Here is a 14,261-nt window from a genome sequence, read left to right on the forward strand (position 1 = left end):
ATTCCCCCGGCGGAAATCCACGGTCCAGAACCACAGGATTCTTCCATCGCCATTATGCCTAAAGATACCTCTATCAAAAAGATTCTCGTGATCGGCTCCGGCCCGATCGTCATCGGCCAGGGCTGCGAATTCGACTACTCCGGCACCCAGGCCTGCAAGGCCCTCCGGGAAGAAGGTTATGAAGTAGTGCTGGTAAACTCCAATCCCGCCACCATTATGACGGACCCGGAGACCGCCCCGCGCACCTACATTGAACCGATCACTCCGGAGTTTGTGGAGAAGATCATCATCCGGGAGAAGCCGGACGCTCTGCTCCCCACCCTGGGCGGCCAGACGGCCCTGAACTGCGCCATGGAACTCCACCGCAGCGGCGTGCTGGAGAGGGAGAACGTGCGCATGATCGGCGCCAACGCGGACGCCATTGACCGCGGGGAGGACCGCAACCTGTTCAAGGAGGCCATGATCCGCATCGGCCTGGACGTGCCGCGCTCCGGCATCGCCCACACGATGGAGGAGGCGCGCCGGGTAGCCGGGGACATAGGCACCTTTCCCCTGATTATCCGCCCCGCCTTCACGCTGGGCGGCATGGGCGGCGGCGTGGCGTACAACAAGACGGAGTTTGAGGAAATCTGCGCCCGCGGGCTGGACCTCTCCCCCGTCTCGGAAATCCTGATTGAAGAATCCCTCATCGGCTGGAAGGAGTTTGAAATGGAAGTCATGCGGGACCGCGCGGACAATTGCGTGGTGATCTGCTCCATTGAGAATATTGACGCGATGGGCGTGCATACCGGGGATTCCATCACCGTGGCTCCCATCCAGACCCTGACGGACAGGGAATACCAGGTCATGAGGGACGCCTCTTTCGCCGTCATCCGGGAAATCGGCGTGGAAACGGGCGGTTCCAACATCCAGTTCGCCATCAACCCGGCCAACGGCCGCATGATCGTCATTGAGATGAACCCCCGCGTTTCACGTTCCTCCGCTCTGGCCTCCAAGGCCACGGGGTTCCCCATCGCCAAGCTGGCCGCCAAGCTGGCCGTGGGCTACACGCTGGACGAACTGCGCAACGACATCACGAGGGAAACGCCCGCCTGCTTTGAGCCCACCATTGACTACGTGGTGACCAAGGTCCCCCGCTTCACGTTTGAAAAGTTCAAGCAGGCGGACGAGCACCTGACCACCTCCATGAAATCCGTGGGGGAAGCCATGGCCATAGGCCGCACGTTCAAGGAATCCCTGCAAAAGGCCCTGCGCTCCCTGGAAACGGGCCGCTGGGGCTGGGGATTCGACGCGAAGGCGCCGCAGAAGCCCACCGCGGAGGAAATCACGCGGAAGCTTGCCGTCCCCACGGCGGAACGCATTTTCTGGATTCAGACGGCGTTCAGCAGCGGCTTCTCCCTGGACGAGGTGCACCAGCTCACCCAGATTGACCCCTGGTTCCTGGCCCAGATGCAGGACCTGGCGAAGGCGGGCGACCGCCTGGATACGCTGGACCTGCGGGAAGCCAAGAAACTGGGCTTTTCAGACAGGCAGATCGCGCTGGCCCGCGGAACCACGGAAGAACATATCCGGAAGGAACGCGTGGAACAGGGCATCATTCCCGGCTACCGCCTGGTGGACACCTGCGCGGCGGAGTTTGAAGCGTACACGCCTTATTTCTATTCCACTTACGGGGACGAAAACGAGGCGCGCGACACGGGCCGGAAGAAGATCCTCATCCTGGGAGGCGGCCCGAACCGCATCGGCCAGGGCATCGAGTTCGACTACTGTTGCGTGCACGCCTCCATGGCCCTGCGGGAAATGGGGTATGAAACCATCATCGTCAATTCCAACCCTGAGACCGTCTCCACGGACTACGATTCCTCAGACAAGCTTTTCTTTGAACCCCTGACGCTGGAAGACGTGCTCCACATCTGCGAGCAGGAGAAGCCGGACGGCGTCATCGTCCAGTTCGGCGGCCAGACGCCGCTGAACCTGGCCAACGCCCTGGAAGCCCACGGCGTGCCCGTCATCGGCACCAGCCCGAAGGCCATTGACCTGGCGGAGGACCGCGAACATTTCTCCGCCCTGCTGAAGGAGCTGGGGCTGAAGCAGGCGGACGCGGGGACGGCCACCAACGTGGAGGACGCCGCCGCCATTGCCGCCCGCATCGGCTATCCGGTGCTGCTGCGCCCGTCCTTCGTGCTGGGCGGACGCGGCATGATCATCGTGTATGAGGAGCAGGAGCTGCGCCGGTACATGAACGAAGCCGTGGAGGCCTCCGAGGAACGCCCCGTGCTGATCGACCGCTTTCTGGAAAATGCCGTGGAGATTGACGTGGACGTCATCGCGGACCGGGAGCGCGCCGTCATCGGCGCCATCATGCAGCACGTGGAACCCGCGGGTATCCACTCCGGAGACTCCGCCAGCATGATCCCGGCCATGGGCATCTCCATGAAAATGCACAAGGAAATCACGCGCGCCTCCAAGGAGCTGGCGAGCCGCCTGAACGTCTGCGGCCTGATGAACATCCAGTTTGCCGTGAAGGACGAACAGCTTTACGTGATTGAGGTCAATCCGCGCGCTTCCCGCACGGTGCCCTTTGTCTCCAAGGCCATCGGCAAGCCGCTCGCCAAGCTGGCCGCCCAGATTATGGCCGGAAAGACGCTGGCGGAACTGGGCTTCACCCGGGAAATCACGCCGGAATACCATTGCGTGAAGGAGGCCGTCTTCCCATGGGGCCGCTTCCCGGGCATCGACGTGGTGCTGGGACCGGAAATGAAGTCCACCGGGGAAGTCATGGGGATTGACCCGGACCCGGACATCGCCTTTGCCAAGTCACAGGTCAGCGCCTTCAACCCGCTGCCCACGGAGGGCAAGGTATTCATCTCCGTGAATGACCGGGACAAGGAACGGGTGCTCCACATGGCCCGCCAGCTGGCGGACATGGGCTTCATCCTGTGCGCCACGCGCGGCACGATGATCCACCTGCTCCAGCACGACATTGAGTGCGAACGCGCCTACAAGGTGAACGAGGAGCGCCGCCCCAACATCGTGGACCACATCAAGAACGGGGAGATCAATTTCATCATCAACACCCCCGGCTCCCATGACGCCCGTGCGGACGACATCATCATCCGCTCCTCCGCCATCGCCACCAAGACGTCCTACTGCACGAACCTGGCCTCCGCCCAGGCCTGCGTAAACGCCATCGAGGCGCTGAAAAACAGGACCCTCCAGGTCCGGATCATTCAGGAATACCACGCTGAAACCCTTTAACCCCGCACCATACAGAATACCCATATCATGAGAGCCATTCTCGCACTGGAAGACGGCAGCGTCTTCATCGGTTCACACTTCGGAGCCACGGGCACGGAAGTGGGGGAAGCCTGCTTCAACACGTCCATGACCGGCTACCAGGAAGTCCTGACGGACCCGTCCTACAGCGGCCAGATTGTCACGATGACCTACCCCCTGATCGGCAATTACGGCGTCAACCCGGAAGATTACGAGTCCGGCAAGGCGCAGGTCAGCGGCTTCGTGGTGGCGGAGCTGGCGAAGGTTCCTTCCAACTGGCGCGCCACGGAAGCCCTGGGCCCGTGGCTGGAAAAGCAGGGCGTCATCGGCATTGAAGGGGTGGACACCCGCAAGATCGCCAAGCACCTGCGCTCCGCGGGCGCCATGCGCGCCTGCCTCACCACGGAGCTGACGCCGGAGGAAGCCGTGGAAGCCGCCAGAAATGCCCCCTTCATGGAAGGCTGCAACATCGTGGACAAGATCGGCTCCCACCCCATGACGCCGGAGGAAGTGGACGCGCTGGTGACGGAAGGGGAACTGCCCCCCCACGGAGTACGACATCGTAGCCTTCGACTTCGGCATCAAGTACAACATCCTGCGCCAACTGAGGGAAAACGGCTTCCGTGTGACCGTGGTTCCCGCCCACACGACGGCGGAGGAAGTGCTTGGCATGAAGCCGGACGGCGTTTTTCTTTCCAACGGTCCGGGGGACCCCGCCACGCTGACGGACATCCACCGTGAAGTAGCCGCCCTGATCGGGAAGGTTCCCATGTTCGGCATCTGCCTGGGGCACCAGATCATTTCCCACGCGCTGGGGGCGAAGACCTTCAAGCTGAAGTTCGGCCACCGCGGCGCCAACCATCCGGTGAAGGACCTCCGCACGGGTAAAATCAGCATCACGTCCCAGAACCACGGTTTTGCCGTGGATCCGGACACCGTGCCGGACGACGTGGAAATCACGCTGATGAATCTGAATGACAATACCGTGGAGGGCATCGCTCACAAAACGCTCCCCATTTTCAGCGTGCAGTACCACCCGGAAGCCGCGCCCGGCCCCAGGGATCCCCAGTACCTGTTCCAGGACTTCAAGCAGATGATTGCCTCACGCGGGCTGTAGGCGGAGCACAAAAAAAACGAACGCCTTTCATGCCGCCGCATTTTTCCTCGTCACTTCTGGAAAAATGCGCTATTTCTTCCTGCGGCTCTGAATGAACGGAGCCGGTTTTCCGGTTCATAAACGTTCCGGCGAACGTACCCTGAACATACACTTACTTCCATTCATGAGTAAAATTGCATTGATCTCCGGCATCACGGGGCAGGACGGCTCCTTTCTGGCTGAATTCCTGATTGACAAGGGCTATGAGGTGCACGGCATCCTGCGTCGCTCCTCTTCCTTCAATACGGGCCGCATAGAACACCTGTACCTGGACGAATGGGTGAGGGACATGAAAAAAAGCCGTCTGGTCAACCTGCATTACGGAGACATGACGGACTCAAGCTCCCTGATCCGCATCATCCAGACTGTCCAACCGGATGAAATCTACAACCTGGCTGCTCAAAGCCACGTGAAGGTCAGCTTTGACGTGCCGGAATACACGGCGGAAACGGATGCCGTGGGTACCCTCCGCATGCTGGAAGCCGTCCGCATCTTGGGCATGGAGAAAAAATGCCGCATTTACCAGGCCTCCACGTCGGAACTCTTCGGCCTGGTGCAGGAAGTCCCCCAGAAGGAAACCACCCCCTTCTATCCGCGCTCCCCCTACGGCGTAGCCAAGCAGTACGGATTCTGGATCACGAAAAATTACCGGGAATCCTACGGCATGTTCGCCGTCAACGGCATCCTGTTCAACCATGAAAGCGAACGCCGCGGGGAAAACTTCGTCACCCGCAAGATTACGCTGGCGGCAGCCCGCATCGCCCAGGGGATGCAGGACAAGCTCTACCTGGGCAACCTGAACGCCCTGCGCGACTGGGGCTACGCCAAAGACTATGTGGAATGCATGTGGCTGATTCTCCAGCACGACGTTCCGGAAGACTTCGTCATCGCCACGGGGGAAATGCACACCGTCCGCGAATTCTGCACGCTGGCCTTCCGGGAAGCGGGAATCGAGCTGGAATGGGAAGGGGAAGGCGCGGAAGAACGAGGCCGGGACACAAAAACGGGCAAAATCCTGGTGGAAGTGGACCCCAAGTATTTCCGTCCTGCGGAAGTGGAACAGCTCCTGGGCGATCCCACCAAGGCCAGAACCCTGCTCGGCTGGAATCCCACCTCCACGCCGTTTGAAGAACTGGTGCGCATCATGGTCCGCCATGATATGGAATACGTCAAACACGTTGATATCCGCTGACCATGGACAACGACAGCAGGATATTTGTGGCCGGGCACCGCGGGCTGGTGGGGTCCGCTATCTGGAAAGCGCTGGAAAATAAGGGCTATTCCAACCTGATCGGCCGGACGCACCGGGAACTGGACCTGGAGGACCCCGCAGCCGTCCGGGAATTCTTTGACCGGGAAAAGCCGGAATACGTCTTTCTGGCGGCGGCGTTCGTGGGCGGCATCATCGCCAACTCCCTCTACCGGGCGGACTTCATCTTCCGCAACCTCCAGATCCAGCAGAACGTCATCGGGGAAAGTTTCCGGCACGGCGTATCCAAGCTTCTTTTCCTGGGAAGCACCTGCATTTATCCGCGGGAGGCGCCTCAGCCCATGAAGGAGGACGCCCTGCTTACCTCCCCGCTGGAATACACCAACGAACCCTACGCCATCGCCAAAATAGCTGGGCTGAAAATGTGCGAAAGCTTCAACCTTCAATACGGCACCAACTACATCGCCGTCATGCCCACGAACCTGTACGGACCCAACGACAACTTCCACCTGGAAAACAGCCATGTGCTACCCGCCATGGTGCGCAAGATTCATCTGGCCAAGTGCCTGATGGAAGGGAACTGGGCCGCTGTCCGGAGAGACCTGGACGCCCGCCCTGTGGAACAGGTGGACGGAACGGCGGCGGAAGAGGCCATTCTGGCCGTGCTGGGCAAATACGGCATCTCCCCCGGTTCCGTGGAACTGTGGGGAACGGGAACTCCCCTGCGCGAATTCCTGTGGAGCGAGGATATGGCGGACGCCTGCGTCCATGTGATGGAACAGGTAGATTTCAGCCAGTTGAAGGGAGAGGATAGGAACGTGCGGAACTGCCATATCAACATCGGCACCGGGAAGGAAATCTCCATAGGCGATCTGGCGCGGCTCATTGCCGCTACGGAAGACTACCGAGGAAAACTGGTGTTCAACGCGGACAAGCCGGACGGCACCATGCGCAAGCTGACGGACGTCTCCAAGCTGCACTCCCTGGGCTGGCAACACCGCGTGGAACTGGAAGAGGGCGTGGAACGCATTTACAGGTGGTATCTGGGCCGGACGGCAGAAGCCGGCAACTGACCCTTCCGCCAGCTCCGCGCAGCCCATGACCCGCCTTCCGAACAGCCAGGATACGCCCCCCGCCAAACCCAGCCTGTGGGCGCTGAGCCCTCTGCTGGTGTTCTTCCTGCTCTACCTGGTTATTTCCGTGGCGGTGCAGGACTTTTACGCCGTGCCGGTCACCGTGGCGTTTACGGCGGCGGCCATCTGGTCCGTAGCCATCACGAAAGGGAAAAGCATCACGGAACGCGTGGACCTGTTCTCCGCCGGAGTGGCCAACCGGAACATCCTGATGATGGTCTGGATCTTCGTGCTCGCGGGGGCCTTCGCCCAGTCCGCGCGGGACATGGGGGCCATAGACGCCACAGTCCGGCTCACGCTGCACCTCCTGCCGGACAACCTTCTTCTGGCCAGCGTTTTCATCGCTTCCTGCTTCATCTCGCTCTCCGTCGGAACGTCCGTGGGAACCATCGTGGCCCTGGCCCCGGTAGCCGTGGGACTGGCGGAAGCCACAAACGTCAACACGGGCATGATGACGGCCATTGTGGTGGGAGGCGCCTTCTTCGGCGACAACCTCTCCTTCATTTCAGACACCACCATTGCCGCCACCCGCACGCAGGGCTGCGCCATGCGGGATAAATTCCGGGCCAACGTCAAGGTGGTCCTGCCCGCCGCCCTGCTCGCCCTGGCCTGCTACATGGCAGCGGGGTGGAGCGTCCAGGCGCCGGCGGCAGGCGCGGACGTGCAGATAGAATGGCTCAAGGTGCTTCCTTACCTGCTGGTGCTGGCCGCAGCCCTGGCGGGCATCCACGTGATGGCCGTGCTGACTCTGGGTCTGCTGGCCGCGGGAATGGTGGGCATGGGCATGGGCTACTTCTCCTGCATGGACTGGTTCCGTTCCATGGGCGACGGCATGACCGGGATGGGGGAACTTATCATCGTCACGCTATTGGCGGGCGGCGTGCTTGCCATGATCCGCTTCAACGGCGGCATCGCCTATATTATTGAAAAAATCACGTGCCATATCCGGGGAAGGCGCGGAGCGGAATTCAGCATTGCCGCACTGGTCTCCCTCGCCAACCTATGCACGGCGAACAACACCATCGCCATCATCACGGCGGGTCCTATTGCCAAGGACATCAGCGACCGCTTCAACATTCCGCCCAGGCGCAGCGCCAGCATCCTGGACACCTTCTCCTGCCTGGTACAGGGAGTCATTCCCTACGGTGCCCAGATGCTGATGGCCGCGGGAATCGCCCAGATCTCCCCCCTGCAGATCATGAAATACTTGTATTACCCCCTGATTCTGGGAGTGTGCTCCGCGGCGGCCATTGTCCTCGGCGGAAGGGCAAACCGGAAACATGCCTCCGGTCCGGAAAATCCGGCCTAGGCATTCGGAGGGCCTTCCTTCTTGAAACGAGAGGGAATAGGGTCTTTGTTACCGACATGTTACTCTTGTTATCCGCATGTTACTCAACATATGGGGCAAACATGTTATCATACATGCATGAGCCTTCATATAGAACCCACAGAAGAAGCAGTAGAAACCCTGCGCAAGGAAAGGCGAAAAAATTACATTGCCGCACTGGCAACATCCATTCTCTCCGTAGTCCTTGCCGGGGCCATCCTCTACTCCCTGACCATCATCATCGCCGCGCCAGAAGAACCCAAGGTCGTAGGCTACATCACGCCTGACGACGCGCCGCCGTCAGATACGCCGCCCCCGCCGGAAGTGCAGAGGGAAACCTCCTCCCCCTCCCATGCGGAAACTCCCGTCAAGGTAGTGGTGGCCGCTGCGGCAGCCCCGGTGAACCTGCCCAAGATCGACATTGACCCTCCCGACGAACCCGTCATGCTGGAAGAAGGGAACATGCTCGGCATGGGGAACGGATTCGGACCGGACCTGGGAGACTCCACATCCGCCTTCGGCTCCAAGGAACCCGCCGGCAGCACGCTGGTAGGCACCTTTTACGATACCAAGCAGACGCAGGGCGGCCGTCCCACCGACCTGTCACAGGAACAATTCTGCTCCATTCTTTCCCGCTTCGTGAACCGGGGCTGGAATGAAGCCGACCTGAACCGGTTTTACAAATCCCCGCAGCAGCTTTACGCGGCGCAGTTCTACGTTCCCAGAACCTCCGCCAGTGAGGCGCCCAAAGCCTACGGCTGCGCGGACAAGGTGAAGCCCAGCCGGTGGATCGCCATCTACCGGGGGAAGGTGCGCGCACCCAAATCCGGAACGTTCCGCTTTGTGGGTGCCGGGGACGACGTGATCGCCGTCCGCTTCAACAACCAGAACGTATTCGACTACGGCTGGTTCCAGGCCTCCCTGGGCAAGATGACGGCGGCGCAGGACATGAAATGGATCAATGCCATGCAGAACAAGCCCGGCAACGACGCCCTGAAAAAGGAACTCCGGGACGCCGGAATCAACGTGCCGCCCTCCACCTTCTACAAATACTCCACCACCAAGCACTGGAATGACACCATGGGCGGTGTGGTCGCCGGGAAAACGTTCACAGTCAAGCAGGGGGATGTCTATCCCATTGAAATCCTGATCAGTGAAATCCCCGGCGGGGAATTCGGCATGACCCTGCTGCTGGAAGAAGTAGGCATGGAACCCATGAGCAAGGATCCCAAGACGGGCGCCCCCATCCTGCCGCTGTTCCGAACCAATTACGGCGTGCCCAAGCCGGACAAAAACAAGGAACACGTACCTTTCGACGAAATCGGCATCGTCTGGGAATCCGTGAAATAACGCACGGAAAACCTTTCTTTCCCCCACATTCATGCCCGCAGGCCTCCTGCGGGCATTTTGCTTGCCTGGGAAACAAAGATATCCTAGCCTCCGGACATGATGCAGCCTTTCCGCTTCCATCCGATCTACCAGCCCCGCATCTGGGGCGGACAGCACATGAGAACCCTCTTGGGACGGGAACTTCCCGACCGGGAAACGGCCTACGGGGAAGCCTGGGAAATCAGCGACAGGCCGGAAGCCATGAGCATCGTGAAGGAAGGCGAATGGGAAGGCATGCCCTTGCACCGGCTGTGGGAGGAACACCGGGAGGAAATCTTTGGCCCCGGTTATGAACACTTCCCGCGTTTCCCCCTGTTGTGCAAGATACTGGACGCGCGCGAAAACCTTTCCGTCCAGGTGCATCCTCCGGAACGTACGGCGCAGGCATGGGGAGGAGAAGTGAAAAATGAAGTCTGGTACGTCCTCCACGCGGAACCGGACGCTCTAATCTACGGAGGCATGGAGGAATCCGCCACGGAGCAGGACATATACCGTGCGGCGGACGCGGGCCGGATGGAACAGCTTATCCGCTCCGCCCATCTGAACGCCGGGGAACACCTGTACATTCCCGCCGGGCTGGTTCACGCCATCGGCGCGGGCCATCTCATCGCGGAAATCCAGCAAAACAGCGATACCACCTACCGCCTCTACGACTGGAACCGGACGGACGACTCCGGACGGGGAAGAGAACTGCATCTGAAACAGGCCCTGGACTCCATCCGTGAATTCAGGGAACTCAGCCGCGATCCACGCTATCTGTCAGACACGCCCCACTTCACCTCCCGGGAATACCGCCTGGACAGAGGGGAACGGTTCATCCCGCAGGATGCTTCCCGCTTTGCCGTCCTGACGGTGCTCCAGGGTGGCGTGGGCTGGGACGGGAGGAAAGCCACGCAGGGGGAATTCATTCTTTCTCCCGTCCGGTCGGCGGCCGTAACAGCCACCGAACCGGACACGGTTCTCCTCTCAACAACGGTTTGAACAGGTCAATATGACAAAAAGGGTAAAGAATTCCGCACAAAGCCGGGGCTTTCACACTTTTTCGTTGCAAAGAAACAGGGCGGCTCTTAGTTTGGACTAAACTTTTTCCTGTACCAGTCTCCCATTCCTTGCCCTTCGACTGTCGTATGAACAACCTTTTCACCATCGCCACGTATCTTTCCCGTGTTTCCGGCCAGCTCCAGCCCATGCTGGAAAAAGTCCAGGGCATGGACCGCAGGACATTCCTGCTGGAAGCCGCCGCCCTGCTCGCCCTGACAAGCTGCGCTGAAACCTCCGGCAAGGCCGGCCCGGCGCCCATGATCTCCTTCACACCCTCCAGCGTTCCACTGGTGAAGCGTTCCCCGCGCCAGCTCCTCGCGGAATGCAACGTGCAGCCGTTGTTCATGCCCAAAACCTCCCCCCTACGCCGGCGTTCCTCCCGCATGAAGCCCCGCTTCATCACCATGCACAACACGGAAAACCCGTCCGCAGACGCCATGCAGCACGCCCGCGCCCTGAACAACGGAGCCCTGCGGTGCAACTGGCACTACACGGTGGACCCGTACGTGGCCATGCAGCACCTCCCTTTGAACGAAACCGGCCGCCATGCGGACCGCGGCGGCCCCGGAGACATGTACTCCATCGGCATTGAAATGTGCGAAAAGCGCGGACAAAGCATCGTCAAAACCTTCGACCGCGCCGCCAAGCTGGCCGCCTACACGATGTACTCCCAGAACATCCCGCTGCGCAACGTGGTGCCGCACTACTACTGGACGGGCAAGCGCTGCCCCCATCTGCTGCTGGACAACGGCAAACCCGGCTTCAAATGGTCCTGGTTCATCTCCCGCGTGGACTACTATAACCGCTGCATCAGTTGAGTTCCCGTGCTCTGCCGCAAACCGGCAGGATGAGTCCCCAGCGAATCCCGGGGAAAAAATCCTGAAGGCGCGCCCATTGCCCCTATCCGCAGGTACGGAAAATTGACCCGTCCCTGATCCGGCCGCACCGCAGAATCCATCCTCCTGCTTCCGGATGGAGCGCTTCCCATCATCCCGGTTTGAGGCCGCGTCTTCTTGATGCCCTTAATGAATGACCCGGAAAGAAATACCCTGCGGGCCAACCCGCAGGGTAATGATGAGAACCGGAAACCGGACAAGGAAATCCCCGGCGCACCGCGCCGTCAATTCTCCACGCGCCGCTTCGGCCTTTGCTGAAATCCCAGATTTTAGCCCTTCCTGTCTGCGGCGGGCGCTGCTGCCGCCTTGGGTTGCAGCGGCAGGGTCTTCATGCGGGTTACGCTTCCGTTGACGCGCACGGGCACCACCCTGGGCTGCTCGGAATAAAGCTTCACGTTGCCCACCTTGCCGTTTTTCCAGGAGAAATCCACGGTAATGTTGCCGCGGGCCTTCAACCCCTTCACAGAACCGGACGGCCACGCATCCACGGGGGAAGGCATGATTTCAATGCCGCCTGCGTGGGATTGCAGCAGGATTTCACACACGCCACCCACGATGCCGAAGTTGCCGTCCATCTGCATGGGTGGGTGCGTCGTCAGCATGTTCGGAAGAGTATTGTACTTGAGCAGGCCCTCAAACATTTCATGAGCCTTGTTTCCGTCCCCGAAGCGCGCCCAGAGGGCCGTGCGCCAGGGCCACGTCCAGGAACGGCGGCTGTCGCCGGTCGTGCCGCGCCATTCCAGGGACAGGCGGGCGGCCTCCGCCAGCTTGGGCGTCTTGAGCTTGGTGATCTGGTTGCCGGGAAAAACGGCAAAGAGGTGGGACGTATGGCGGTGGTCCGTCTTGGGAATGCGGTCGATCATCCATTCCTGAAGGTTGCCCTCCTTGCCGATCTTGTTGCCGGCCAGCCTCTTCAGCTTGCCCTCCAGACTCTTGGCCCAGGCGGCATCCTTGCCCAGAATGCGGGCGGCCTTGATCGTGTTGGTGAAAAGTTCCGCAATCAGCTGCTGGTCATGCATCACGCCGTCTTCACGGGGGCCGTGTTCCGGGGACCATCCGTCCGGAGCCACCAGGGTGCCGGCCTTGATGTCGGCCAGTTCCTTCTGCTGCTCTTCCTTCAGGGGCTTGCCGCCGGACAGGAAGCCTTCGCCTTTCGCGCCCAGTTCCTTTAAATGGTCTTCCCAGAAATGGCAGATCTCCTTCATCAGGGGATAGGCCTGTTTTTCCAGATACTTCCTGTCTCCGGTGAAGGCATAATGCTCCCATATGTGCAGGGCATACCAGGCATTGCCCGGAATGTTCCAGGCCCACCCGTTGCCGCCGAAGATGTTCTGGGAAGTGCGCACCGTCCAGCCGCGCACCGGCTTGCCGTCCTTGGTATTGAATTTTTTATTGGCCTGGGAGGCGTCCCGGCAGCCGGGAGCCATGGCTTCCACGTAATCAATCAGCGCCTGGTGGCATTCGGAAAGATTGGCGGGTTCCGCGCCCCAGTAGGCCATCTGGACATTGATGTTGTTGTGATAGTCGCAGGCCCACGGCGGACTCACGTATTCGTTCCAAAGGCCCTGGAGGTTTGCGGGAAGGGTTCCGGGCCGGGAGCTGGAAAGCAGCAGATAGCGGCCGAACTGGAACATGGTCTCCTCCAGGTCGGGATCGGACGGCTTATTTTTGTAGGATTTCAGGCGTTCCGGAATGGGAAGTTTGGCCACTTCCGGCTCAGTCTTGCCGAAGTCCACTTTCACGCGGTCAAACATGGACTTGTACTGGGCGATGTGCGCCTGTTTCAGCGCGGCATAATCCGTAGAGGCGGATTTGGCCGCATAACGGTCCAGCTTCTTGGAAGGGGCCTCCCCCTTCCAGTCTTTCTTGTAGTCCATCAGGTAGTCCGTCTCCATGGCGACGACAACCGTGCAGGAATCTGCGTCTTTCACGGAAATCCTGTCCCCGGAGGCGGAAACGGTGCCCCCCTTCGCGCGTACCAGGACGCGGCCTTCAAAATTCATGCCGTTCTTCAGGGTACCTTTCCACGTAAGTACGGGGCCTTTGGCGGAGATGTCCGCATCCACCTGGCAATTCACGGAAAAGTCCGCGTTGAAACTGCCGGGCTTGCTGGCGCGGTAGTTGATCACCAGGACATTGGCGGGGGTACTGGCAAAAGCTTCACGGTCGTAGGTCACGCCGTCGGATTTGTAATTCACCTTGTAAATGCCGTCGCGCAGGTCCAGGGCGCGGGTGAAGTCCTCCACGGACACGGAGGCGGGCTGGTCCCCTTTCTTGAAGTCCACGAACAGGTCGCCGAAAGGCATGTAGTTGCCGAACTGGTTGGTCCCCGCATTCGGACCGTAGCCGTAGCCGCCCCCCGGATTGGGACCGCCGGACCAGAGGCTGATCTCGTTCAGGGCAAAACGTTCACGGTTGGGGGCGCTGAAAATCATCGCGCCCACGCGGCCGTTGCCGATGGGATAGCCTTCCGCTTCCCATACGGCGGAGGGCTTCTTGTATTTGCCCAAGCTGCCGTCAGGGTTTTTGTCCGCCTGTGGATAGACGACCACGGCAGGCTTGTCGTTCCAGATCAGGTTGGAGGCGGAAGGCTTGTCCAGAGCGCTCCAGCCAAGCGATACCGCACTTACGGATAAAGCGGAGAAAAGAAGGGATTGAAGATGCATTGCTTTAATAAGACTCTCATAAAAATACCCCTCCTGCAATCTCTATCTTTCAGTCTTCTTTATTATCCATCCAAAAAAGACCAGGACCGCAGCGGGAAGCAATATCCAGTCTCCGGCATCTTCAAACGCGCCTGCCCTTCAAAAAGGAGGACAATAAATTTCCTTGC

Annotated in this window: 10 protein-coding genes and 1 pseudogene; 10 read left to right on the forward strand and 1 reads right to left on the reverse strand. The window is 60.2% G+C overall.

All coding sequences use genetic code 11. The annotated features are described in order from the left end of the window. Nucleotides 1-54 precede the first annotated feature (54 nt). The 10 genes and pseudogenes from carB (at nt 55) to V3C20_RS03380 (ending at nt 11,686) form a co-directional block, all read left to right on the forward strand. Nucleotides 55-3,258 carry a carbamoyl-phosphate synthase large subunit gene (carB, locus tag V3C20_RS03335; RefSeq protein WP_130083593.1) on the forward strand — a complete coding sequence of 1,068 codons (3,204 nt, stop codon included), beginning with the start codon at nt 55-57 and terminating at the stop codon, nt 3,256-3,258. A 27-nt stretch (nt 3,259-3,285) separates the two neighbouring features. Beyond that, nucleotides 3,286-3,615: pseudogene (locus tag V3C20_RS03340) on the forward strand (carbamoyl-phosphate synthase domain-containing protein); the annotation flags it as partial. A 265-nt stretch (nt 3,616-3,880) separates the two neighbouring features. Beyond that, complete coding sequence (locus V3C20_RS03345; protein ID WP_330935445.1) at nt 3,881-4,393, forward strand: carbamoyl phosphate synthase small subunit; 513 nt, start codon at nt 3,881-3,883, stop codon at nt 4,391-4,393. 163 nt (nt 4,394-4,556) lie between these two features. Then, nucleotides 4,557-5,624, forward strand: a complete 1,068-nt coding sequence (gene gmd, locus V3C20_RS03350; protein ID WP_130083595.1) for a GDP-mannose 4,6-dehydratase — start codon at nt 4,557-4,559, stop codon at nt 5,622-5,624. A 2-nt stretch (nt 5,625-5,626) separates the two neighbouring features. Then, entirely contained in the window at nt 5,627-6,715 is a 1,089-nt protein-coding gene (locus V3C20_RS03355) for a GDP-L-fucose synthase (protein ID WP_130083596.1), read from the forward strand. 25 nt (nt 6,716-6,740) lie between these two features. Continuing rightward, nucleotides 6,741-8,084, forward strand: a complete 1,344-nt coding sequence (locus tag V3C20_RS03360) for a Na+/H+ antiporter NhaC family protein (protein ID WP_130083597.1) — start codon at nt 6,741-6,743, stop codon at nt 8,082-8,084. Between the two features lie 117 nt (nt 8,085-8,201). Then, on the forward strand, nt 8,202-9,452 hold the full coding sequence (locus V3C20_RS03365; protein ID WP_130083598.1) for a hypothetical protein: 1,251 nt from the start codon (nt 8,202-8,204) through the stop codon (nt 9,450-9,452). A 96-nt stretch (nt 9,453-9,548) separates the two neighbouring features. Further along, nucleotides 9,549-10,472 (forward strand): type I phosphomannose isomerase catalytic subunit, encoded by a 924-nt coding sequence (locus V3C20_RS03370; protein WP_130083599.1) that lies wholly within the window; start codon nt 9,549-9,551, stop codon nt 10,470-10,472. Between the two features lie 146 nt (nt 10,473-10,618). Then, nucleotides 10,619-11,350, forward strand: a complete 732-nt coding sequence (locus tag V3C20_RS03375; protein ID WP_130083600.1) for an N-acetylmuramoyl-L-alanine amidase — start codon at nt 10,619-10,621, stop codon at nt 11,348-11,350. Nucleotides 11,351-11,557: 207 nt separating this feature from the next. Beyond that, the gene (locus tag V3C20_RS03380) at nt 11,558-11,686 is read left to right on the forward strand and encodes a hypothetical protein (protein WP_275124785.1); all 129 of its coding nucleotides are present in this window, start codon (nt 11,558-11,560) and stop codon (nt 11,684-11,686) included. An 11-nt stretch (nt 11,687-11,697) separates the two neighbouring features. On the opposite strand, the gene V3C20_RS03385 is transcribed toward V3C20_RS03380, so the two are convergent. Beyond that, complete coding sequence (locus V3C20_RS03385) at nt 11,698-14,094, reverse strand: glycoside hydrolase N-terminal domain-containing protein (protein WP_130083601.1); 2,397 nt, start codon at nt 14,092-14,094, stop codon at nt 11,698-11,700. Between the last annotated feature and the right edge of the window lie 167 nt (nt 14,095-14,261).

It is taken from the genome of Akkermansia sp. RCC_12PD (assembly GCF_036417355.1).
GTDB lineage: Bacteria > Verrucomicrobiota > Verrucomicrobiia > Verrucomicrobiales > Akkermansiaceae > Akkermansia.